Genomic DNA, 21,369 nt, shown 5'->3' with positions numbered 1-21,369 from the left:
GACCGGCTCGTGCACCCGCCACAGCGGCTCGCCGCCCGCCAGCCGGGCCAGGGCCTCCAGGCCGAGGGCGTGCTCGCGCAGCGCCAGCGACCGCTTCCGGCCCAGGGAGCGGTCCCGCAGCACGTCCAGCGTCTCGGTGTAGTCGGGCCCGTAGATGATCCGCAGGTACTCCCGCCCGCGGACCTTCACCCCCGGCTGCACCCGCCCGGGTACCGGCCGGGCCGGCTTGACGACCATGCCCTCGCCGCCCGCCTCGGTCAGCGAGGTCCACCAGTCGACGGCCGCCGCCCGCGAATCCGGCGAGCCGGTGTCGACGGTGATGTGCCGGGTGGGCCGCACCAGGCCGGCGTCCATCCGGGCCAGCGTGGCCAGGTGCCAGGACCGCGGCTCCTCGGCCGCCGGTGCCCGTCCCTCCACCGCGAGGATCTGGAACGGCGCGAACCGCAGACCGGACATGCCGCTGGTCTCCCAGCAATACCGCGCATAAGCGTCACGGAATCGGGCAGCGTTGTCGAGTCGGCGTCGGGTGCGGTCCACCAAATCCTCCACACCCAGACCGCGCCCGGCCGCCGCGCGCAGCGCGGCCAGCGCCTCGGGCAGCGCCGCCCGGGCCGCCGCGCCCACCGCGGCGTACTGCTCGCGGATCAGGCCGCCGGCCTTGGCCGACCACGGCAGCAGCTCGCCGTCCAGCGCCAGCCAGCCGGTCGCCAGGTCGTCGAACAGCCCGGCCGCCTCGGCCGCCGCGCGCAGCCCGTCCACCACCTCCACCATCAGCGCCGGGTCGTCGAAGAACGGCCGGCCGGTGCGGGTGTACACCACGCCGCGGGCGCCATCGGTGACACCGAAGCGCGCCGCGGCCACCTCCGGCGTGCGGGCCAGCACCGCGACGGCGCGCGAGCCCATGTGCTTCTCCTCGCACACCACCTCGGCCACCCCGGCCCGGTGGAACTCCTCGAACGCCTCCGCCGGGTGCTCCAGGAAGCCGTCCAGCGCGGACGTCGCCGCCGGCGCCATCGTGGGCGGCAGGTAGACCAGCCAGCGCGGGTCCACCGCGAACCTGCTCATCACCTCCAGCGCGGCGGCCGACCGCTCCTGATCGACCTTCACCTTCCCGCCGGTCCGGGTCTCCACGTACCTGGTGCCGGTGACATCGCCGATGTCCAGCACCTCCGGGTCGCGCTCGGCCGGGGCGAGCGGCCGCACCGACTCGTACCAGACCCGCTCGGCGGGCACCGCGACCAGCTCCCGCTCGGGATGCCGCAGCGCCGTGAGCCGCCCGCCGAACACGCACCCGGTGTCCAGGCAGATCGTGTTGTTCACCCACTCCGGCTCGGGGATCGGCGTGTGGCCGTACACGACCATGGCGCGCCCCCGGTAGTCCCGCGCCCAGGGGTAACGGACCGGCAGGCCGTACTCGTCGGTCTCCCCGGTCGTGTCGCCGTACAGGGCGAACGCCCGCACCCGGCCGGAGGCGCGGCCGTGGTAGGCCTCCTTCAGGCCCGCGTGCGCCACCACCAGCCGGCCGCCGTCCAGCCGGTAGTGGCTCAGCAGCCCGTCCATGAAGTCGCGGGCCGCCCGGCGGAACTCCTCCGGCTCGCCGGCCAGCTGCTCCAGCGAGCGTTCCAGGCCGTGCGCCAGGCGGACCTTGCGGCCGTCCAGCGCCCGCACCAGCTTGACCTCGTGGTTGCCGGCCACGCACAGCGCGGTGCCCGCGGCGGCCATCCCCATCACCAGCCGGAGCACCCCGGGGGTGTCCGGGCCCCGGTCCACCAGGTCGCCGACGAAGACCGCCGTCCGCCCCTCGGGGTGGTCGGCGCCGGCCGGCCGGCCCGCCTCGTCGCGGCGCACCCGCCAGCCGAGCCGGTCGAGCAGCGCGCACAGCTCGGCCAGGCAGCCGTGCACGTCACCGATCAGGTCGAACGGGCCGGTCAGCTCGCGGCGGTCCGACCACGCCTTCTCGTAGGAGATCGTCACCTCGTCGATCTCGGCGCCGCGCAGCACGTGCACCCGGCGAAAGCCCTCCTTGGCCATCCGGGACAGTGACCGCCGCAGGTCCCGGCGCTGCCGGGCGATCACGTGCGCGCCGAAGTCGCGGTCCGGGCGCCCGGCGTTGCGGGCCACCGCGACGTCCTCCGGCACGTCGAGCACGATCGCGTCCACCAGCACGTCGTGGGCCCTCGGGCCGGGCCCGGCAGATGCCGGCCCGGGCGGTGCGGAAGACGTCGGCGAGCGCCACGGCCAGCATCGAGGACGCCGCGTAGGGACGGTCGTTTACGTACTGTCCCAGGGTCAGCTTCTCGGCCGTAAACGACCGAGCTTGCAGCTCCTCGCCGTCGAGGGCTTCGACGGTCCGGTCCGCGTCAGGCAGCGTGACTCACTGCCCAGCCCATCGCACCGCGCGCGGCGATGTTGCGGGCTGCGTTGACGTCCGCATGCTCAGCGAAGCCGCACGACGTACACGAGAAAGAGGCTTGATCGAGCCGGTTCTTGCGGTCCACATGCCCACACGACGAGCACTGCTGGGAGGTGAAAGCCGGATCGACGTAGATGACAGCGACCCCGGCCCGGGCCGCCTTGTAGCCGATGAAGCAACCCAGCTGGTGGAAGCTCCAGGAATGCAGCGTGACCCGCTGGGGCTTGCGAAGCCGTACCCGGTCCCGGATGCCCCGGAGGTCTTCCAGGGCGATGCCGGAGCCGGTGCGTTCTGCCTCGGTCACGATCCGCTTGGCAATGACATGATTGGTGTTGGCGGCGAACCGCGCTTCTTTACGGCGGCGCTGCTTGAGCAACCGCTTGGCGGACTTGGTGCGCGTGGCCTGCAAGCGGCGGCGTAGCTCGCGCCGGCGGTGCCTGACCGCGTTCACAGCCCTGCCGCAATGACGGGCTCCGTCGCTGGTGGTGGCGATGTTGACGATGCCCAGATCCACCCCCACAAAGCCGTCCGGGTCCTTGACGCGGGGGGCGGGCACGTCGCAGGTCGCGATCAGGAACCACATGCCGTCCCGGTAGACCAGATCGGACTCGCCCTTGCGGTGTGCCGACAGCGTCTTGAGCTGTACGGCGGACGCGGTGAACCTCAGGTTCTTCAGCCGCCCGGCCACCGACCAGATCGACACCGTCCGCGCGTCGATCTGCCAGGACAGGCAGCGGTCATCGAACGGCTGGGCGGCTTCGGCACGGAAGACGATCACAGTGGCCTCGGCCCGTGCCCGGCGGGCAGAGCCCACCTTGCCCAGGTTCCCGGCTTGGATATTGGCATGCAGGGCGGCGTAGGCGTCGGCGACCTTCTTGATGACGTGCTGCGCGGCCTGAGCGGCCAGCCCGTACCCGTCCTTGATCTGCGCGTAGGTGTGCTTGCGCAGGTCGTAGTTGCGAAACGTGCGCTGGGCGTGGGCGTGGCGGGAGACCTGGCAGGCGGCCGCGTTGACCGCGCGCAGGGTCGCCTCCAGCGCCGTCGCCTGCTCGGGCGTTGGCAGGAGCTTCACCTGCACCACCAGCCTCACAATCGAACACATTATCGTCCGGTCCATCTCACCGCGATGGAAACTCGATCCCGATATCCGCGCAGGCCGCACCGTGTCTACCACCTCCACGCCCATTTGGTCTTTACCCCCAAATATCGGCGGAAAGTGTTCACCGACGAGATGCCGCACCGCTGCGAAGCCATCATGGTCGAGGTAGGCGACAACTTCGGCGCCGTCCTAGTCGAGTTCAACGGCGAGCACGATCATGCGCACCTGCTGGTCCACCACCCGCCCAAAGTGGCCCTGTCGGTCCTGTTCAACTCACTCAAGGACGTCTCGGCCCGGCTCCTCCGCAAAGAGTTCGGCCCGCACGTGCGTCAATATCTGTGGGGCGGGCACTTGTGGTCCCCGTCCTACTTCGCCGCCTCCTGCGGCGGCGCTCCACTGTCGATCATCAAGGAGTACATCGAAACCCAGAAACGGCCGGACTGATCCGCTCACATGAACCGGCCGTCACGGCACCGCTCGGGCCTGGAGGCCCTCCCGCGCCGTCGTTTCCTCCCGGGCGTAAACGCCCGGAGTTCCACGCCAGATCCCGCTGAAGTCGGGCGCCGTGCGGCCGCGCGAGCGCACCAGCCGGACCGGGTCCACCTCGAGCATCAGCGCGGCCGTGCAGCGCTCGGCGGTGGCCTCGGGGTAGAAGACCCGGGCGGTGCCGAACGACTGGCCGAACTCCTGCACCCGGTCGGGATGCTTGTGCAGCAGGAATCCGAGATCGGTGGCCGGCCGCGTGGTCGTGGAGATCGTCAGCAGCACGCTGCCCGATCTTTCCCTATCCTGACGGTACGGACCACCGGAATACCGGCACGGCGGCGCCAGAGGCGCCCGCCCTTCCCGGCAACTCCTGCCCTGCGCGGCCCGGACCTCAGGTCGCGGTCGGGTGCCCCGGCGGGCTTGAACCTCCCCCGGCGGGAGGCGTCAGGGTGGGGGCATGGACGGCGACACGCTCTACTCGATCGGCGAGCTGGCCCGGCGGACCGGTCTGACGGTCAAGGCGATCCGGTTCTACTCCGACCGCGGGATCGTGGCGCCGACGAACCGAAGCCCGGCCGGCCACCGCCGCTACGACGCCGGTGCCGCCGCGCGCCTGGACCTGGTGCGGACCCTGCGCGACCTCGGGCTGGGCCTGGCCACGATCCGCCGGATCCTGGACCGGGAGCTGTCGCTCGCCGAGGTCGCCGCCACGCACGCCGAAGCCCTGGCCGTGCAGATCCAGGCCCTGCGCCTGCGCCACGCCGTGCTGTCGGCGGTGGCCGAACGCGGGCTCACCGCCGAGGAGACCGATCTCATGCACAGGTCAGCACAGCTGTCCGCCGGCGAACGCCGGCGGCTGGTCGACGACTTCCTGGACGCCGTCCTGGGCGCCGGCCCCGCGCTCGCGGCGGCCCGGCGCTCGATGACCCCCGAACCGCCCGACGACCCCGACCCCCGGCGGCTCCGGGCCTGGACGGAGTGGGCCGAGCTCGCCCTGGACTCCGGCTTCCGGGCCCGCATGCGGCGGATGACCGAGGATCACCTCGCCGAACACGCGCCGGACGGGACGCCGCGGCTGCGCCCCGATCTCGCCGCGACCGTCCGGCAGGAGGCTGGGCCGGCCGTGGCGGCGGGCGTCGAGCCCGCCGCGCGCCAGGCGGACCCGGCGGTCGCGGCGGTGGCCGCGTACTACGCCGGCCTCGTCGGCCGGCCCGACGACGCCGCGCTGCGCCGCCGGCTGCTGCGGCGGCTGGACGGCATGGGCGACCCGCGGCGGGACCGGCACTTCCGGCTGCTCGCGGAGATCAACGACTGGCCCGCTCCGGAGCCGCTGGCCCCGGCGCTGAACTGGTCCGCCGCGGCGGTGCGCGCCCGGCTGGACCGGACGCCGGCCGGCTGACGCGTTCGCGGCGCCCCGGCGGCAGCGGTACTCCGGTCCGCGGCGCCCGGCCGTCACACGTGCGGCAGCACCTCGGCGGCGATCAGCTCCAGGTGGTCCAGGTCGGACAGGTCGAGGATCTGCAGGTACACCCGCTCGCAGCCGAGCTTGGCGAACTCGCCGATCTTGTCGACCACCTCCTGCGGGGTGCCGGCCAGGCCGTTCTCCCGCAACTCGGCCACCTCGCGCCCGATCGCCGCCGCCCGGCGGGCCAGCTCGGCCTCGTCGGCTCCGACGCAGGCGACCTGGGCCGCCGACAGCACGATGGAGCCGCGGCCGGCCGCCTCGCAGGCCGAGCGCACCCGCCCGTAGGCCGCCTCGGTGTCGCCCAGACCGTGGAAGGGCACGTTGTACTCGTCGGCGAACCGGGCCGCGATCCGCGGCGTGCGCCGGGCGCCGACCCCCCCGACGATCACCGGCGGGCGCGGGCGCTGGACCGGCTTGGGCAGCGCCGGCGCGTCGGCGAGCCGGTAGTAGGCGCCCTCGAACGAGTACGTCTCCCCCGGCTCGGTGGTCCACAGCCCGGTGATGATCTCCAGTTGCTCCTCGAACCGGGCGAACCGCTCGGCGACCGGCGGGAACGGGATGCCGTAGGCGTTGTGCTCGGCGTCGAACCAGCCGGTGCCGAAGCCGAACTCCACCCGGCCGCCGCTCATCCGGTCCACCTGGGCCACCGAGATGGCCAGCGGGCCGGGCAGCCGGAAGGTCGCGGCGGTCACCAGGGTGCCCAGCCGGATCGTCCCGGTCTCCCGGGCGAGCCCGGCCAGGGTCACCCAGGCGTCGGTCGGCCCCGGGTCCGGGTCGCCCTCACCCATGCGCAGGTAGTGGTCGGACCGGAAGAAGGCGTCGAAGCCGAGCCGCTCGGCCGTGCGCGCGACGCGCAGCAGGTCGTCGTAGGACGCGCCCTGCTGCGGCTCGGTGAAGATCCGCAGTTTCATACCACCATTATCCCGGGCAAAGGATGGCCGATCCGGGCGGTGGCGGCGGCACGCGGCGCCGGTCCGGTGATGACCCGCCGGTTAGGGGTTCGCAACGAAGCTCGCAGCGGGTAAGAAAGGCCTCATGGGGGGACTTCCGACCTACGCCCCGATGCTCGCGCAGCTCGGGCCGCTGCCGCCGGCCGGCGAGGAGGAGGCCTGGGGGCACGAGATGAAGTGGGACGGCGTGCGCGCGCTCGCCTACGTCGAGGACGCCGCCCTGCGGCTGGTCTCCCGCTCCGGCAAGGACGTCACCGTGGCCTACCCCGAGCTCTATCCGCTGGCCGGCGCGGTCCAGGGCCGGGCCGTGGTGCTGGACGGGGAGATCGTCGCCTTCGACGACGCGGGCCGGCCGAGCTTCTCGGCGCTGCAGCCGCGGATGCACCAGCGGCGCGCCGAGCGGGTGCGGCGGCTGGCCCAGCAGGTTCCGGTGACCTACATGCTGTTCGACATCCTGCACCTGGACGGCGAGCCGGTGATCGCGCTGCCCTACGTGGAGCGGCGGCGGCTGCTGGAGGACACCGTCGCGGCCGGCGCCCGCTGGCAGGTGCCGGCCTGGTTCCGCGACGAGGGGGCGCACGCCCTGGAGCTCAGCCGCCGGCTCGGCATCGAGGGCATCGTCTCCAAGCGGCTGTCCTCCCCCTACCGGCCGGGCCGGCGGTCCGCCGAGTGGACCAAGGTCAAGAACTTCCGCGCCCAGGAGGTCGTGATCGGCGGCTGGACGCCCGGCCGCGGCCGGCGGGCGGCCACCATCGGCTCGCTGCTGGTCGGGGTGCACGAGGCCGGCCGGCTGGTCTACGCGGGCAACGTCGGCACCGGGTTCACCGAGGAGACCCTGCGCGACCTGGCCGAGACGCTCGCCCCGCTGGCCCGCCCGCGCCCGCCGTTCGACGGCCCGGTGCCGCGCGAGCAGGCCCGCGACGCCCGCTGGGTGGAGCCGGTGCTGGTGGGCGAGGTCCAGTACGCCGAGTGGACGCACGACGGCCGGCTGCGCCACCCGTCCTGGCGCGGGCTGCGCGACGACAAGGCGCCCGGATCGGTCACCCGCGAGGCCGAGCCCCCGCGCCGGGCAGGATGATCAGCTCGGCCAGCTCGGCCAGGTCGACGTGCTCGGCGACCTCCGCCACCGTGCGGCAGTAGGCCACGACGACCCCGTACTGGCGCACCCGCAGCCGCGCGCCGCCGTCGAGGGTCACCGTGTCCACCTCGAAGCCGCGCCCGCCCACCCATCTCGCCATGGCGGCAGCCTAGAAAATGCCTGGTCAAAGAATGGCAAAGTGCACGTCCGGCCGGAGCCATCACGCGGATCTCCCCCGCCGGCCCGCGGGGCCGTCCTATGCTGCTCGCATGCCGTACCTGGAAGAACGCGTCACGGCCGTCGAGGCCGATATCAGCGTCATGAAGAGCGATATCAGCACCATCAAATGCGACATTTCTGAAATAAAGGTGGAAATGCGCGATCGTTTCTCCGTGGTCGAGCGATCGATCGGCAACATGGAGAAGAGTTACGCCCTGATGCGCGCGGACATCGCGCACCTCAAGGCGGGGCAGATCGAGATGCGGGACCTGCTGGCGCGGATGGTGGCCCGACTGGAAGGCGTGCCGGCCACCTGAGGCCCACCGCCCTGTCCGGGGACCGCGCACCCCGGGCCGGGCCCGGCGGCCCGCGCGGGTACGCGGGCCGCAGACCGGTCGGGTCAGGTCAGCAGGGTCACCGAGTAGTCCAGCGTGGTGCCGGTGACCGTGTAGGTGGCCGTCTGGCCGTTGTCGCAGTACGAGACGTAGGAGTTGCCGTAGTTGTCGGTCCCGGCCACCGCGTGCACGTACGGCCGCACGTCGGTGCCCTCGGGGAACGCCGTGGCGGCCAGGTCGATGGTCCTGGTCTGGTTGATCGGGTAGGCGTCGGTGGTGGCGGACCGCTCCCCGGTCCGGGTGCTCGCCGACCACGACAGCACGAACGCCGCGTTGTTCACCACGGCGATCTTCTGCACGCACGGCGCCGCCTGCGCCGCCGCCGGGCCGGCCGCGACGGCCGGCACCGCCAGCGAGAGGGCCGCCGCCCCGGCGAGCGCCGCCGCCCGCCGCCCGATCCGCCGGTCACCGGAGTTCGTCCTGTTCGCCTTCACCATATGCGTCGTTCTCCTTTCCGGTTCGCGGGTCCGTCCCGCGCCCCGGAGTGGAGTACCCGACCTAATTGCAATAAACGGATAAGTCAGAACCTGTCATAAATTGAGTAAGGCGGCAGCGGTTTTTAGCAGCTGACAGTGAACTTCGGCCGCGGCCGGCCGGTGCCGGTCAGCGGGGCTCGCGGGTGAGCAGCGCGACGGACTCGACGTGGTGGGTCATCGGGAAGGCGTCGAAGGCGCGCAGGTCGGCCAGGTGGTAACCGCGCTCGGCGAACCAGGCCAGGTCACGGGCGAGCGTCGCCGGGTCGCAGGAGACGTAGACGACGCGTGCGGCGTCCAGGCCGGCCACCCGGGCGACCACCTCGCGACCGAGGCCGGTGCGCGGCGGGTCGGCGACGACCACGTCGGCGCGCTCCACGCCGAGCCGGTCCAGGGTGTCCTCCACCCGGCCGCGCTCCACCCGAGCCTGCGGCAGGTCGCGCAGGTTGCGGCGGGCGTCCTGCACCGCGCGGGCGTCGGACTCCACCCCGAGCACCGCGCCCTCCGGGCCGGCCGCCTCGGCCAGCCCGGCCGCGAACAGGCCGACGCCGCAGTAGAGGTCCAGCGCCCAGTCGCCCGGGCGCACCGCGGCGAACTGCAGCACCGCCCCGAGCAGCGTGGCCGCCGCGCCGGGGTGCACCTGCCAGAACCCGCTGCCGGTGACCTGGAACTCCCGCTCCCCCACCCGCTCGGTGAGCGCGGTGCGGCCGCGGACCGCGCGGACGTGCCCGCGCCCCTCGTCCACCAGCACGTGGGCCTCGGCGGCCAGGTCGGGCACCGCGACCGTGCGCTGCCCCTTGGGCGTCACCACGACCGCCCGCTCCCGGGTGCCGGTGGCGATGGCCTCCACGGCGGCGGCGCCGCGCCAGTTGCGGCGCTCGACCCCCATCCGCTCCACCTCGGAATGCGCGATCAGGCAGGCGTCCACCGGCTCGATCTCGTGCGAGCGATGCCGGCGCAGCCCGGCGGTGCCGTCCGGGGTGATCGCGAACTGCACCCGGGTGCGCCAGCCCAGCCCTTGCGGCGCGCCCGGCACCTCCTCGACGTCCACTTTCACCTCCAGGCCGGCCAGCCGCTGGAGCTGCTCGGCCAGCACCTCGCCCTTCAGCCGGCGCTGCGCCTCCAGGGTGGCGTGCTGCCAGTCGCAGCCGCCACACCGGCCGGGACCGGCGAACGGGCACGGCGGGGCGACGCGGTCGGGGGACGCGTCCAGGATCTCCACCGCGTCGGCCCGCAGGAACCGCGTGGTCTCGTCGGTCACCTCCGCGAGCACCCGCTCACCCGGCAGGGCGTGCCGGACGAAGACCACCCGGCCCTCGTGCCGGGCGACGCACCACCCGCCGTTGGCGACACGCTCCACGTTGAGTTCGATCGGCACTACGGTCCCCCCGCTCACGTCGCGACGTGGTCATCCTTGTTCGACTCAGCGTACGGCCGGCGCACCGATCCGGCGGCGAACCACTCCTTGCGGCCCTTGAGCCGGTCGGAGGAGGCCAGCTGCCAGGGCACGCTGGTCACCATCACGCCGGGCTGGAACAGCAGCCGCCCCTTGAGCCGCAGCGCGCTCTGGTTGTGCAGGAGATGTTCCCACCAGTGGCCCACCACATACTCGGGGATGAACACGGTGACCACGTCGCGGGGCGAGCGGCGGCGCAGGCTCTTGACGTACTCGAGCACCGGGCGGGTGATCTCCCGGTACGGCGAGTCGAGGACCTTCAACGGCACCGGGATGCCGCGCTCCTCCCACTCCCGCTGCAGCTGCCGGGCCTCCGCCAGATCCACCCCGACCGTGATGGCCTCCAGCTTGGAGGGCCGGGTGGCCCGGGCGTACGACAGGGCGCGCAGCGTGGGCTTGTGGATCTTCGACAGCAGGACGATGGCGTGGTTGCGGGCCGGCAGCATGGACTCGTCCACCTGGCTGTCCTCCGGGACGGTCAGCTCGGCGGCGACCTTGTCATAGTGCCGCCGGATGCCGCGCATCATGGTGAACAGCACCGCCATGGCCGCGCAGGCGATCCACGCGCCGTGGGTGAACTTGGTGACCAGCACCACGATCAGCACCAGCCCGGTGACCGCGCCGCCGAAGGCGTTGATGACGCGGGCCCGCTTCATCGTGGCGCGCTTGCGGGCGTCGGTCTCGGTGGTCAGCAGCCGGTTCCAGTGCCGCACCATGCCGGTCTCGCTGAGGGTGAACGACACGAAGACCCCGACGATGTAGAGCTGCACCAGGCGGGTGGTGTCGGCCTGGAAGGCGTAGACCAGCAGCCCCGCCATGGTGGCCAGGATCACGATGCCGTTGCTGAAGGCCAGCCGGTCGCCGCGGGTGTGCAGCTGGCGGGGCAGGTAGCGGTTCTGCGCGAGCACCGAGCCGAGCACCGGGAAGCCGTTGAAGGCGGTGTTGGCGGCCAGCAGCAGGATCAGCGCGGTCATCGCGGTGACCAGGTAGAAGGCCGGGGTGAAGTCGCTGAACACCGTCTGCGCCACCTGGGCGATCACCGGCGGCGGGTGCTCGACCGGGCGGCCGGCCTGGTCCAGCAGCTGGGTGCCCTGCGACTTGTCGGCGAACTTGGCGCCGGTCACGTACGCCAGCGCCACGATGCCGGCGAACATGGTGGAGGCCAGCAGGCCCAGCATGAGCAGGGTGGCCGCCGCGTTCTTACCTTTGGGCTTGCGGAAGGCCGGCACCCCGTTGCTGATCGCCTCCACCCCGGTGAGCGCGGCGCAGCCGGAGGAGAAGGCCCGCAGCAGCAGGAAGGCCAGCGCGAAGCCGGTCAGCCCGGTCCCCTCGCCGGTGACGGTGTAGCCGGCGGTGGGCGCCCGCAGGTCGTCGCCCACCGCCAGCCGGACCCCGCCCCAGATCATCAGGCCGAACACGCTGGCCATGAACGTGTAGGTGGGGATCGCGAACGCCAGGCCGGACTCGCGGATGCCGCGCAGGTTCATCACCATGAGCACGGCGATGATGATCAATGCCGCGGCGACCTTGCGGTCGACCAGGAACGGCAGCGCCGCCGCCAGGTTCTCCACCCCGGAGGAGATCGACACGGCCACGGTGAGCACGTAGTCGACCATGAGCGCGCTGGCCACCACCAGCCCGTAGTTGGCCCCCAGGTTGACGGTGGCCACCTCGAAGTCGCCGCCGCCGCTGGTGTACGCGCGGACGTTCTGCCGGTAGGAGGCCACGACCGTCAGCAGGATCACCACGACGGCCAGCGCGATCCACGGGGTGAAGTGGTAGGCCGCGATGCCCGCCACCCCCAGCGTGATCAGGATCTCCTGCGGGGCGTACGCCACCGAGGAGAGCGCGTCGCTGGCGAACACCGGCAGGGCGATGCGCTTGGGCAGCAGCTGCTCGTGCGCCTTGGCGCTGCGCAGGGCGCGCCCGACGAGTAGCCGCTTGACCACATCTGCAACCTTCACCACGAGTGATGATGCTAGTCCTCGGGCACAGTACGCCCGCACGGCACCTCAGAACCGGCCATACTTGGCCTGATAACCGAAGAGGTACCAACGTTTGCCGCCTCACACCCAACGGCGGGGGAGCATGCACATCGTCATCATGGGATGCGGCCGGGTCGGCTCGACCCTGGCTCACATCCTCGAGGACAGCGGCCACTCGGTCGCGATCATCGACCGGGACCCGCAGGCGTTCCGGCGGCTGCGGGCCGGCTTCCGCGGCCGGCGCGTCACCGGCATCGGGTTCGACCGGGACGTGCTCGAGGAGGCCGGCATCGAGTCCGCCGCCGCCTACGTGGCGGTGAGCAGCGGCGACAACTCCAACATCATCTCGGCCCGGGTCGCCCGCGAGACCTTCGGGGTGGACAACGTGGTGGCGCGCATCTACGACCCGCGGCGCGCCGAGGTCTACCAGCGCCTGGGCATCCCCACCGTGGCCACCGTCCGGTGGACCGCCGACCAGGTCCTGCGCCGGGTGCTGCCGGAGGGCGCCGAGCCGCTCTGGCGGGACCCGACCGGCGCCGTGGTGCTCGCCGAGGTCGCCTACCATCCCGGCTGGATCGGCACGCTGATCTCCCGGCTGGAGGAGGCCGCCGGCACCCGGGCGGCGTTCGTCAACCGCATGGGCGACGCGTTGCTGCCCAAGCACGACACCGTGCTGCAGGAGGGCGACGTGCTGCACGTGATGGCCGGCGAGAACGACATGGACCGGATCAACAAGGTGCTGTCCACGGCACCCGAGGAGGAGTCGCACTGATGCGCGTCACGATCGCGGGCGCGGGGGCGGTCGGCCGGTCCATCGCCGCGGAGCTGCTGGAGAACGGCCACGAGGTCCTGCTCATCGACATCGACCCCAAGGCCATCAAGATCGACAGCGTGCCGCGGGCGGAGTGGCTGCTCGCCGACGCCTGCGAGATCTCCTCGCTGGACGAGGCCGGGCTCGGCAACTGCCACGTGATGATCGCCGCCAGCGGTGACGACAAGGTCAACCTGGTGGTGTCGCTGCTGGCCAAGACCGAGTACGGCGTGCCCCGGGTGGTCGCCCGCACCAACCACCCGAAGAACGAGTGGCTGTTCAACGAGTCATGGGGCGTCGACGTGGCCGTCTCGACGCCGCGCCTGCTGTCGGCGCTGGTGGAGGAGGCGGTCAGCGTCGGCGACCTGGTGCGCCTGATGACCTTCCGGCAGGGCCAGGCCAACCTGGTCGAGCTGACGCTGCCCGAGGACGCCCCGGTCGTCGGCCAGCGGGCCGGGTCGGTGCCCTGGCCACCGGACTCGGCCCTGGTGGCCATCCTGCGCGAGGGCCGGGTGCTGGTGCCCTCCGACGACGACCCGCTGGAGGCCGGGGACGAGCTGCTGTTCGTCGCCAGTCAGGAGGTCGAGCAGGACCTCGCCCACCTGCTGGCGCCGCACTGAGCGGCCGCCCGGCGGCGCCACGACGCCGGCTCGACCGGCCCCGCCGGGGCGCCGGCCGGATCCGTCGCTCACCGGTGGGCCGGATCCGGAGGTAGGCGACCCGAGGCCATCGGCGGTGGCCCGCGGACGCCGGTTGTCCGGGCACCGGGATGGGCCGTTCTGCCCCTCTTCCCAAGATTTCGGACGCATGACGCCCGTCGACTGTCCGATGCCGGCGAAACACGCCAGCGTGCCGGACATGAACCCTCACTCCCCTGACGACCCCTTCGGCACGCGGCCCGCACCGGCCCGCGGGAAATGGCGCACGCTGGTCCGGCGCCAGCTCGCGACGGTGCTGCGCCACGACGCCCGGCCGGCCGGCGGGGCCGCCGCCCGGAAGCGCCGGTGGCCGGGAAGAGCCGGCCGCGGGGCCGCCGTTTTGCTGGTGACGGTCGCGGTGCCGGTGGCGGTCGCGGTCCCGTCGATGACCGCCGCGCGGGCGCGGCTGTACACCGAGCCCCCCGGCCGGATGCCGCCCGGCCGCACGGCGGCCGTGCAGGCGCACGACCCGGCCAGGCCGACCGCGGTGGTCGTCCTCGGCAACGAGGGCACCAACGCGGCCGACGCGCTCCCGCCCTACGAGGTGCTGGCCGCGAGCGGTGCGTTCAACGTCTACACCGTGGCGCCGCGGCGGCGCCTGGTACCGCTGGTCGGCGGGCTCGACCTGGTGCCCGATCTCGATTTCGCCGAGCTCGACCGGCTGCTGCCCGGGCCGCCGGACGTCATCGTGGTGCCGCAGATCGAGGGTGAGCCCTCCCCCGGGTCGCCGATCATCTCCTGGCTCGACCGGCAGCGCGCCGGCGGATCGCCACTCCTGGTCAGCGTGTGCGTCGGCGCCGAGACCCTCGCGGAGGCCGGCTACCTCGACGGGCGGCCGGCCACCTCGAACTGGCTCGGCCTGATCGGGCTGCGCCGCTCCCATCCGCGGGTCGGCTGGGTGGACGACGTCCGGTACGTCGACGACGGTGACGTGATCACCTCCGCCGGGGTGCTGTCCGGGATCGACGGCACCCTGCGGGCCGTCGAGCGGATCGCCGGCCAGGCGGCGGCCGGCCGGGCCGCCGCGGCCGTGCGCTGGCCCCACTACTCACCGGGCAGGGCGGCCGCCATCACCCCGCCCCACCTCGCGGCCGCCGACTCCGCCGGCCTGCTCAGCGCCGCCTACCGCTGGGACCGCGAGGACCTCGGGGTGCTGCTGACCGATGGCGTCACCGAGACCGAGCTGGCCGCCGTCTTCCGTGGCTACACCGAGCTCAACTTCCTGGCCCGGCCGCTCGCGTTCACCCTGGACGGCGCGCCGGCCCGCTCCCGGCACGGGCTGACGTTCGTCCCCCGGGGAGACGCCGCCACCGCGGCGGGCGAGGTCGACCGGATCGTCGTGCCGGGCACCGCCGCCTCGACGCTCACCCTGCCCAAGGCGCTCGACGGCGTCCCGGCCGTCCGTCCCAACGCGCGGCCGGGCTTCGCCTTCGACGGCGTGCTCCTCGACATCGCCCGGCAGCACGACACCGCGACCGCCCGGTGGGTGGCCAAGAGCGTCAGCTATCCCGTCGGCCACCTCGACCTGGTGGGCCCGGCGTGGCCATGGGGGCTCACCCTCCGCCTCGCCCTCCTGCTGGCGGCCGGCCTGGCACTCGCCGGCACCCTCGTCCACCTGCTACGCCGCCTCCGCGACCGGCGCCGGCGGTCCTAGGGCGCGGCGGGCGGCGGCGCCGAGCGCTCGACCGGAGTACGGCCGCGGGCCAGGACCCAGACCATGGCGGCCAGGGCGGCCACCTGGAGCGGCCAGCCCAGGGCGACCTTGACGATGCCGAGGGCCGCGACCTGGTCGGCCAGGTACAGCGGCAGCTGGACCACGACCCGCAGCAGGCACGGGATGATCAGCAGCCAGGTCAGCCGGGAGCAGAGCCGCACGATGCCGGGATCCTGCCGCCAGGCGGTGGGGTCGCCGGTCACCGAGCCGATGAGGAACCCGACCACCGGCCAGCGCGCCACCACCGACAGCACCATGACCACGGCGTAGCCGCCGTTGTAGTAGATGCCCGGCAGGAAGACGTCCTTGGCCTCCCCGCTGCGGCTGGCGAACAGCGCCCCGACGCCGATGCCGATCAGGCTGTTCAGCACGAACTGCGGCGTGGAACGCTGCGCGATCCGCACCAGCAGCAGCAGCACCGCCAGGCCTGCGCCGACGATCAGCGAGGTCCTCAGCTGCTCGGTGACGATCCAGGAGACGGTGAAGCCGATCGTCGGCACCGCGGCCTCGGCGATGCCGCGCACCCCGCCGAGCGACTTGGTGAGCTGGGCGCGCACCGCCGCCTCCACGGTGTCGTGCGCGGCCTCCTCCTGGGTGATGGCGCTGGGCGTGGTCATGGGCGCGCCTCCGGGACGGTCGCCGGCCGGTGGGGCGTCGCGCCCGGCACCGGTGTCCTCGGGCCGGACGGCCCCCTGCTCGTCGTCGATCCCCTCCGGGGACGTCCGGCCGGTCACTGGCCGGCCGCCGGGCACAGCTCGTACCGCGGGTTGAACATCACTTTGCGGCCGTCCTGCACGCTGACCAGGCCTTCGGCCCGCACCATCCGGCCCGGCTCGATGCCCGCGATCTTCCGGCGGCCCAGCCAGACCAGGTCGACCACGTCGGACCCGTCGTACAGCTCGGCCTCCAGGGACGGCACCCCGCCGCGGGGGCGCAGGGTCACCGTGCGCAGGGTGCCCGCCACGCAGAACCTCCGGCGCTGCCCGCACGAGGCGATGGGCGTGGCGCCGTAGCGGTCGAGATCCTCCTGCAGTTCGGCGGCCTCCAGCTCGGTCTGGCTGGTGGTCAGCCGGCGAAGGAAGCCGCGCAGCCCGCGTCTGGCGGGCTCTTTGGCGGGCTCTGCCGTGCTCATCGCTCGTTCACTCCTCGGGGCGGGCGGGGACCGTCCTGACCGCAGCCTACGTCAGCGGATCTCGGAGATCTCCGGCCCGCGCTCGAACGGGCGCAGGTCCGGCCGGTCCGGCTCGCCGGCCTGCTGGTCCATCGCCTGGCGGGCCTCGGCGGGCAGCCGCAGCTCGATGGGGTCCTTGGGCGCCATCGGCTGGTCGCCGCGCACCACCACGATGTCGCGCAGCACGTCCTCCAGCGCCTTGGCGGCCGTCTCGTCGGCGACGGCCCGGCCGCTGATCACGCCGCGCAGGAACCAGCGGGGCCCGTCGACGCCGACGAACCGCACCGGCTGCAGCGCGCCGTCCTGGCTGATCCGCGCGGCCAGCTCCGGCCCGAACGGGCCCGGCCGCTCCTCGCAGGAGCCGCCGGCGGCGGTCACCTCGCGGGCCAGCTCGGCGCGCACCTCGTCCCAGATGCCGCTCCGCTTGGGCGCGGCGAACGCGTGCACCTGCAGGGCGCTCTCCTCGACCAGCACGACGGCGCCGACGATCTGGTCGCCGGCCACGTTGAGCTGCACCTCGAAGCCCGGGCCGACCGGCAGCAGCAGGCCGCCGAGGTCGGCGCGCTCGCGCTCGGGGTAGGTCTCGTCGGCGTCCCAGGGCCCGGACTCGCGGGCCGGGACCGGCGCGTCCTCGACCGGGGCCGCGGCCGCTTCCTCCGCGTGACGGCGGCGTCCAAACACTTCGCTCACACTCCTTATCGACTCATCGTCCGGTGGAGCCGAACCCGCCGGCGCCGCGCGCCGAGCCGGGCAGCCGGTCCACCTCGCAGAAGGCCGCCTTCTCGACGCGCTGGACGACCAGCTGGGCGATACGGTCGCCGCGCCGGAGCCGGACGGCGTTCTTCAGATCGGTGTTCAGCAGGGTGACCCTGATCTCGCCGCGGTAGCCGGCGTCCACCGTGCCGGGCGCGTTGACCAGCGTGACGCCGTGCGTCGCGGCCAGCCCGGACCGGGGGTGCACGAACGCGGCGTACCCGTCGGGCAGCGCGATCGCCACCCCGGTGCCCACCACGGCGCGCTCGCCGGGCGGCAGCTCGACGTCCGCGGCGGCGTGCAGGTCGGCTCCCGCGTCTCCCGGGTGGGCGTACGACGGGAGCGGCAGCCCGGGGTCCAGCCGCCGGATCAGCACCTCGATCATCTGGTCACCTCGTGGTCGCGGGGGCGGGCCAGGCGGGCGGGACACCGTGCGCGCACCGGCGCGCGACGACCGCCGCGGGCCGGCCCTCGCGGCCCTCACCTTCACGGTACGCCAACGGGCGGGCCGGGACGGGGCGGGTGCGCAGGCTGGTCACGAACGGAGACCTTACCGGCTGCGCTGGGCGGACACGTCCTTCCCCTCGTCCGGCACGCCCGGCCCGGCATCGGCGCCGGGGGTCGCCGCGGCGGCCCGGTCCGGCTCGCCGGGGCCGCCGGGCCGGTCCTCTTGCGGCGTGCCCGCCTCGGTGTCCGGCGGTGTGCCGGGGCCGGCCGGGCGCTCCGGCGTGTCGGCCGGCGGCAGCTCGGCCGGGTGGCGGCGCAGTTCGGGCAGCGCCCGGTAGACGACCGCGGCGATGGGCACCGCGATGGCCGCGCCGGCGATGCCGCCGAGGATGCCGCCGACGGCCAGCACCAGGATGATCGCCAGCGGGTGGAACTTCACGGCGCGGCCGACGATGAGCGGCTGCAGCACGTGGTTCTCCAGTTGCTGCTCCACCACCAGGATGCCGATGAAGATCAGGGCGAACACCGGGCCCTTGGCGCCCAGGGTGACCAGGGTGGCCAGGCCGCCGGCGAAGAAGATGCCGACGATCGGGATGAAGCTGGCCAGGAAGATCAGCACCGCGAGCGGCGCCCAGAGCGGCACGCCCATGCCGAACAGCACGATGCCGATGACCACGCCGTGGATGGCGGCCACGATGACCGTGCCGTGGATGTACTGCGACAGGGTGTGCCAGGCGGCCCGGCCGGCGCGGTCCACCCGGGGCGCGGCCGAGCCGAAGGCGCGCAGGAACCACGACCAGATCTGGTCGCCGTCCTTGAGGAGGAAGAACGTGATGAACAGCAGCAGGACGATGGAGGCGAGCACCTCGACGAAGACGGCCGCGGTGGACAGCAGCGTGCTGGTGATCTCGGCACGCCGGGTGTTGATCTGCTCGGCGATGCCGTCCACCACGTCGGTGAGCTGCGACTCCTTAAGCTGGAACGGTCCGGTGAGCAGCCAGCTCTGCACGTCGCGGGTGGTCTTCTGCAGCTGCTGGACCAGCCCGGGGAACTCCTCGTTGGCGCGGTTGCCGATGATGAAACCGAGGCCGACGATGACGGCGAACGCCAGCAGCATGGTCAGCCAGGTCGACCAGATCGGGCGCAGCCCGGCCCGGCGCAGCCGGATGGCGAAGGGGTACAGCAGGGCCGTCAGCAGCAGCGCGACGGCGATCGGCAGCGCGACGAAGCTCAGGCGCACCACGGCCTGCGTGGTGAAGTAGACCACCACTCCGATGACGATGAGCCGCCAGCTCCAGGCGGCCATCGCCGACAGGACGTATGGAACGCTCCGGCTCTCGTTGTCCCTCTCCGCGATCACCCCTCCAGACTGGCACGTTCGCACGCCGGACGCGCGCAGAAGGCATACCTATCCCGCACGCGCCGTCTCACACCTCGTCCGGCCGGTCCCTCGCGGATCCGGCCGCGCGGACGCCCGGCGGGACGGCGTCGCGGCGCCCGCGGGCCGGAGGGATTAGGGTGCTGCTAGATCGACGAGGGGAGACACCATGGGCCGCAAGCCGGACGCGATCGAACAGCTGGAGAAGATCGACAAGCCGGATCTCGCCTGGCGGCTGATCGGCGCGGTGGTGGCGCTCGGCGTCGGCTTCGTCACCCGCCGGGCCATCGAGTTCGGCTGGCACAAGACCACCGGCCGCAAGCCGCCGGCCGATCCGGAGTCGCTGGAGACCAGCCTGGCCGAGGCGGTGGGCTTCGCCGTGGTGCTGGGCGTCGGCATGGAGGTGGCGCGGATCGTGGCCACCCGGTCGGCGCACAAGAGGTACCGCGCGTGGAAGGCGATCCCCGGCAAGGCCCGGCAGATCACCTCCTGACCCGGCCGGGCCCGGCCCGGTGCCGGGCCGGGCGGCCGGCGTCAGCTCTCCAGCGCGGCCAGGAAGTCGCCGGCCCAGCGGTCCACGTCGTAGGTGGCGACCCGGCGGCGCATGGAACGCATCCGGCGGGACAGGTCGTGCGGGGTGGCGCGCATCGCGGCCACCATCTGCCGCTTGAGCCCCTCCACGTCCCACGGGTTGACCAGGAAGGCGTTCTTCAGCTCGTCGGCCGCCCCGGCGAACTCGCTCAGCACCAGCGCCCCGCCGAGGTCGTGCCGGCAGGCGACGTACTCCTTGGCGACCAGGTTCATGCCGTCGCGCAGCGGGGTGACCACCATGACGTCGGCCGCGCAGTAGAGGGCGGCCAGCTCGTCGCGGTCGTAGGACTGGTGGAAGTAGTTGATCGGCGGCACGCCCAGCGAGCCGTGCTGGCCGTTGATCCGCCCGACGCGCAGCTCGATCTCGTCACGCAGGTTGCGGTACTCCTCCACCCGCTCCCGGCTCGGTGTGGCGATCTGCACGAAGACCGCCTCCCCCTCGCGGATCGTGCCGTCGGCGAGCAGCTCGCCGAACGCCTTGAGGCGCTGGCCGATGCCCTTGGTGTAGTCGAGCCGGTCCACGCCGAGCAGCACATGCTCGGGGTCGCCGAGCTCGGCGCGGATCTCCTTGGCCCGGGCCATGATCTGCGGCTCGCGCACCAGCGTGTCCAGCTCGCCGTAGTCGACCGAGATGGGGAACGCCTCGGCGCGCACCGTGCGGTCGCCGACGGTGATCTCCTGCCGCTGGTTCTGCAGGCCGAGCTGGCGGCGGCACAGCCGGATGAAGTTGGACGCGCCGCCGGGGCGCTGGAAGCCGACCAGGTCGGCGCCGAGCAGTCCTTCCAGGATCTCCCGCCGCCACGGGAGCTGCCAGAACAGCTCGGCGGGCGGGAAGGGGATGTGCAGGAAGAAGCCGATCCGCAGGTCCGGGCGCAGCTTGCGCAGCATCGCCGGCACCAGCTGGAGCTGGTAGTCCTGCACCCAGACGACGGCGCCCTCGGCCGCGACGTCGGCGGCCATCCGGGCGAACCGTTCGTTGACCGCCCGGTAGGCGTCCCACAGCACCCGGGAGTACACCGGTGCGGCCACCACGTCGTGGTAGAGCGGCCACAGCGTCGCGTTGGAGAAACCCTCGTAGTACAGCTCCACCTCGTTGGCCGACAGCGGCACCGGGATGAGGTTCATGCCGTCGTGCTCGAACGGCTTCAGCTCCTCGTCGGGGGCACCGTGCCAGCCCAGCCAGGCGCCGTCGCGGCGTTGCATCACCGGGGCGATCGCGGTGACCAGCCCGCCGGGGCTGCGCCGCCAGGACGCGGCACCGTCCGCGGTGGTCGTCCGATCCACAGGCAACCGGTTCGCGACGATCAGGAATGAGCTGCGCACATGTCCTCCCTCGTGATCGGTTTCACAGACCACTTTACGAAACCCGTTCGCAGCTCTCCGTACAGGCCCCGCCGCGAGCGACAGCTCACCTTTCCGACTTATGACCTTTTAAGCCCGAAACCCGGTTTATCACCCAGACGATTTGGATCGTGACCAAAGAGGACAGCGTCGGCGGCGCGCCCGGCCGGCTCCAGGGGCCGGACGGCGGGAGAAGCCCGGCACCGACGAGGGACACGGCGGCGGGAGGTGGCGGAACCAGGAGAACGGCGGAGGCGGGTGAGGAAGGAGTGATCAGTCGTCGCCGGGGGGCAGGGCCCGCTGGCGCCGCAGGTCGGCGCGGACCGTGCGGGCCACCCGCCGGGTCGCCGCCCGGTTGAGCGTGCCGCCGGCCACCGCGCCGGTAAGGAAGGGTCCGAGGGTGGTGAGATGGCGGCCCATGGTGAGCAGCAGGCGGCGCCGCAGGG

Annotated in this window: 21 protein-coding genes and 2 pseudogenes; 8 read left to right on the top strand and 15 right to left on the bottom strand. The window is 73.0% G+C overall.

Going from position 1 to position 21,369, the window contains the following annotated elements:
• From Sru01_RS07060 to Sru01_RS07050, 3 genes and pseudogenes are all read right to left on the bottom strand, one after another.
• Positions 1-2,166 (bottom strand): polynucleotide kinase-phosphatase (locus Sru01_RS07060; protein WP_203983064.1); only part of this gene is annotated, 2,166 nt, incomplete at its 3' end.
• Between the two features lie 67 nt (positions 2,167-2,233).
• A pseudogene (locus tag Sru01_RS36530) lies at positions 2,234-2,287 on the bottom strand (hypothetical protein); the annotation flags it as partial.
• 73 nt (positions 2,288-2,360) lie between these two features.
• Positions 2,361-3,503, bottom strand: coding sequence for an RNA-guided endonuclease InsQ/TnpB family protein (locus Sru01_RS07050; RefSeq protein ID WP_239137056.1), 1,143 nt, complete (start codon positions 3,501-3,503; stop codon positions 2,361-2,363).
• Between the two features lie 36 nt (positions 3,504-3,539).
• On the opposite strand from Sru01_RS07050, the gene tnpA reads away from it, so the two are divergent.
• On the top strand, positions 3,540-3,956 hold the full coding sequence (gene tnpA / locus Sru01_RS07045) for an IS200/IS605 family transposase (protein ID WP_203983063.1): 417 nt from the start codon (positions 3,540-3,542) through the stop codon (positions 3,954-3,956).
• A gap of 105 nt (positions 3,957-4,061) precedes the next feature.
• On the opposite strand, the pseudogene Sru01_RS07040 reads toward tnpA, so the two are convergent.
• Positions 4,062-4,280 (bottom strand): annotated as a pseudogene (locus Sru01_RS07040) (3' terminal RNA ribose 2'-O-methyltransferase Hen1); the annotation flags it as partial.
• A gap of 175 nt (positions 4,281-4,455) precedes the next feature.
• Here Sru01_RS07040 and Sru01_RS07035 point away from each other — a divergent pair.
• Positions 4,456-5,397 carry a MerR family transcriptional regulator gene (locus Sru01_RS07035; RefSeq protein ID WP_203983062.1) on the top strand — a complete coding sequence of 314 codons (942 nt, stop codon included), beginning with the start codon at positions 4,456-4,458 and terminating at the stop codon, positions 5,395-5,397.
• Positions 5,398-5,450: 53 nt separating this feature from the next.
• Here the strand turns inward: Sru01_RS07035 and Sru01_RS07030 are convergent, their stop codons facing one another.
• Positions 5,451-6,374, bottom strand: a complete 924-nt coding sequence (locus tag Sru01_RS07030) for an LLM class F420-dependent oxidoreductase (RefSeq protein WP_203983061.1) — start codon at positions 6,372-6,374, stop codon at positions 5,451-5,453.
• 124 nt (positions 6,375-6,498) lie between these two features.
• Between Sru01_RS07030 and ligD the strand changes: the two genes are divergently transcribed.
• The gene (gene ligD, locus Sru01_RS07025) at positions 6,499-7,491 is read left to right on the top strand and encodes a non-homologous end-joining DNA ligase (RefSeq protein ID WP_203983060.1); all 993 of its coding nucleotides are present in this window, start codon (positions 6,499-6,501) and stop codon (positions 7,489-7,491) included.
• Here ligD and Sru01_RS07020 read toward each other — a convergent pair.
• The gene (locus tag Sru01_RS07020; RefSeq protein WP_203983059.1) at positions 7,454-7,651 is read right to left on the bottom strand and encodes a transposase; all 198 of its coding nucleotides are present in this window, start codon (positions 7,649-7,651) and stop codon (positions 7,454-7,456) included. The two genes, ligD and Sru01_RS07020, sit on opposite strands and share 38 nt — an antisense overlap.
• A 109-nt stretch (positions 7,652-7,760) precedes the next feature.
• Between Sru01_RS07020 and Sru01_RS07015 the strand changes: the two genes are divergently transcribed.
• Positions 7,761-8,027, top strand: coding sequence for a hypothetical protein (locus tag Sru01_RS07015; RefSeq protein ID WP_203983058.1), 267 nt, complete (start codon positions 7,761-7,763; stop codon positions 8,025-8,027).
• A gap of 83 nt (positions 8,028-8,110) precedes the next feature.
• Here the strand turns inward: Sru01_RS07015 and Sru01_RS07010 are convergent, their stop codons facing one another.
• The 3 genes from Sru01_RS07010 to Sru01_RS07000 all read right to left on the bottom strand — a co-directional run bounded on the left by Sru01_RS07010 (position 8,111) and on the right by Sru01_RS07000 (position 11,998).
• Positions 8,111-8,542 (bottom strand): hypothetical protein, encoded by a 432-nt coding sequence (locus tag Sru01_RS07010; RefSeq protein ID WP_203983057.1) that lies wholly within the window; start codon positions 8,540-8,542, stop codon positions 8,111-8,113.
• 166 nt (positions 8,543-8,708) lie between these two features.
• Positions 8,709-9,974, bottom strand: coding sequence for a class I SAM-dependent RNA methyltransferase (locus Sru01_RS07005; RefSeq protein ID WP_239137054.1), 1,266 nt, complete (start codon positions 9,972-9,974; stop codon positions 8,709-8,711).
• Complete coding sequence (locus tag Sru01_RS07000; protein ID WP_445009378.1) at positions 9,971-11,998, bottom strand: APC family permease; 2,028 nt, start codon at positions 11,996-11,998, stop codon at positions 9,971-9,973. The genes Sru01_RS07005 and Sru01_RS07000 overlap by 4 nt, the downstream gene beginning before the upstream one ends.
• 124 nt (positions 11,999-12,122) lie before the next feature.
• Here Sru01_RS07000 and Sru01_RS06995 point away from each other — a divergent pair, with 124 nt between their 5' ends.
• From Sru01_RS06995 to Sru01_RS06985, 3 genes are all read left to right on the top strand, one after another.
• Positions 12,123-12,791 carry a potassium channel family protein gene (locus Sru01_RS06995; RefSeq protein ID WP_203983055.1) on the top strand — a complete coding sequence of 223 codons (669 nt, stop codon included), beginning with the start codon at positions 12,123-12,125 and terminating at the stop codon, positions 12,789-12,791.
• Positions 12,791-13,450, top strand: coding sequence for a potassium channel family protein (locus Sru01_RS06990; protein WP_203983054.1), 660 nt, complete (start codon positions 12,791-12,793; stop codon positions 13,448-13,450). The genes Sru01_RS06995 and Sru01_RS06990 overlap by 1 nt, the downstream gene beginning before the upstream one ends.
• A 238-nt stretch (positions 13,451-13,688) precedes the next feature.
• Positions 13,689-15,182, top strand: coding sequence for a DJ-1/PfpI family protein (locus Sru01_RS06985; RefSeq protein WP_203983053.1), 1,494 nt, complete (start codon positions 13,689-13,691; stop codon positions 15,180-15,182).
• On the opposite strand, the gene Sru01_RS06980 is transcribed toward Sru01_RS06985, so the two are convergent.
• The 5 genes from Sru01_RS06980 to Sru01_RS06960 form a co-directional block, all read right to left on the bottom strand.
• Positions 15,179-15,859, bottom strand: a complete 681-nt coding sequence (locus tag Sru01_RS06980; RefSeq protein WP_203983052.1) for a DUF3159 domain-containing protein — start codon at positions 15,857-15,859, stop codon at positions 15,179-15,181. The genes Sru01_RS06985 and Sru01_RS06980 overlap by 4 nt on opposite strands.
• A 113-nt stretch (positions 15,860-15,972) precedes the next feature.
• The gene (locus Sru01_RS06975) at positions 15,973-16,374 is read right to left on the bottom strand and encodes an OB-fold nucleic acid binding domain-containing protein (RefSeq protein WP_203983051.1); all 402 of its coding nucleotides are present in this window, start codon (positions 16,372-16,374) and stop codon (positions 15,973-15,975) included.
• Positions 16,375-16,425: 51 nt separating this feature from the next.
• Positions 16,426-17,103: a DUF3710 domain-containing protein gene (locus Sru01_RS06970; protein ID WP_239137052.1), complete on the bottom strand. Its 678-nt coding sequence runs from the start codon at positions 17,101-17,103 to the stop codon at positions 16,426-16,428.
• 13 nt (positions 17,104-17,116) lie between these two features.
• On the bottom strand, positions 17,117-17,551 hold the full coding sequence (gene dut, locus Sru01_RS06965; protein WP_203983050.1) for a dUTP diphosphatase: 435 nt from the start codon (positions 17,549-17,551) through the stop codon (positions 17,117-17,119).
• A gap of 165 nt (positions 17,552-17,716) precedes the next feature.
• Positions 17,717-18,973 carry an AI-2E family transporter gene (locus Sru01_RS06960; RefSeq protein WP_203983049.1) on the bottom strand — a complete coding sequence of 419 codons (1,257 nt, stop codon included), beginning with the start codon at positions 18,971-18,973 and terminating at the stop codon, positions 17,717-17,719.
• 187 nt (positions 18,974-19,160) lie between these two features.
• Between Sru01_RS06960 and Sru01_RS06955 the strand changes: the two genes are divergently transcribed.
• On the top strand, positions 19,161-19,484 hold the full coding sequence (locus Sru01_RS06955) for a DUF4235 domain-containing protein (protein WP_203983048.1): 324 nt from the start codon (positions 19,161-19,163) through the stop codon (positions 19,482-19,484).
• A 41-nt stretch (positions 19,485-19,525) separates the two neighbouring features.
• Here Sru01_RS06955 and Sru01_RS06950 read toward each other — a convergent pair whose 3' ends face one another.
• Positions 19,526-20,905 (bottom strand): alpha,alpha-trehalose-phosphate synthase (UDP-forming), encoded by a 1,380-nt coding sequence (locus tag Sru01_RS06950; RefSeq protein ID WP_275412142.1) that lies wholly within the window; start codon positions 20,903-20,905, stop codon positions 19,526-19,528.
• Positions 20,906-21,369: the final 464 nt, after the last annotated feature.

Source organism: Sphaerisporangium rufum (genome assembly GCF_016863395.1).
GTDB lineage: Bacteria > Actinomycetota > Actinomycetes > Streptosporangiales > Streptosporangiaceae > Sphaerisporangium > Sphaerisporangium rufum.
The sequence above is the reverse complement of the archived record's forward strand: the minus strand, read 5'-3'. Positions and strand labels throughout refer to the sequence as shown.